This is a genomic window from Micrococcus sp. GbtcB5, from assembly GCF_019091605.1.
Lineage (GTDB): Bacteria > Actinomycetota > Actinomycetes > Actinomycetales > Micrococcaceae > Micrococcus > Micrococcus luteus.
The window spans coordinates 1-270 of the sequence record NZ_JAGXJK010000198.1 but is presented as its reverse complement, the minus strand read 5'-3'; the positions used below and the strand labels follow the sequence as shown (position 1 = coordinate 270).

The window sequence follows — 270 nt, the reverse complement described above, 5'->3', positions numbered from 1 at the left end:
CACCGCCACTCGCGCGACGGGAGCCCGCAGGCACACGTGGCAGCCGAGTTCCGGGTGAGCCGGCCCGCGGTGGCCACCTGGGTGGCCCGCTACCGCGCCCAGGGAGAAGCCGGCCTACAGGACCTGCCCAGCCGGCCGCACCGTTCACCTGCCCAGCTCGATCCCGAGGTGGTGGCACAGATCCAGACCCTGCGTCGCGGGGAGAAGTGGTCGGCCCGCCGGATCCATCACCACCTCGTCTCCGAGGGCCACCGGGTGTGTCTTCGTACC

General features: G+C 72.6%; 1 protein-coding gene. It reads left to right on the top strand.

Translation table 11 applies throughout. The annotated features are described in order from the left end of the window. The coding region (locus KVS67_RS12020) for a helix-turn-helix domain-containing protein (RefSeq protein ID WP_217565450.1) at positions 1 to 270 on the top strand (270 nt) is incomplete at both ends.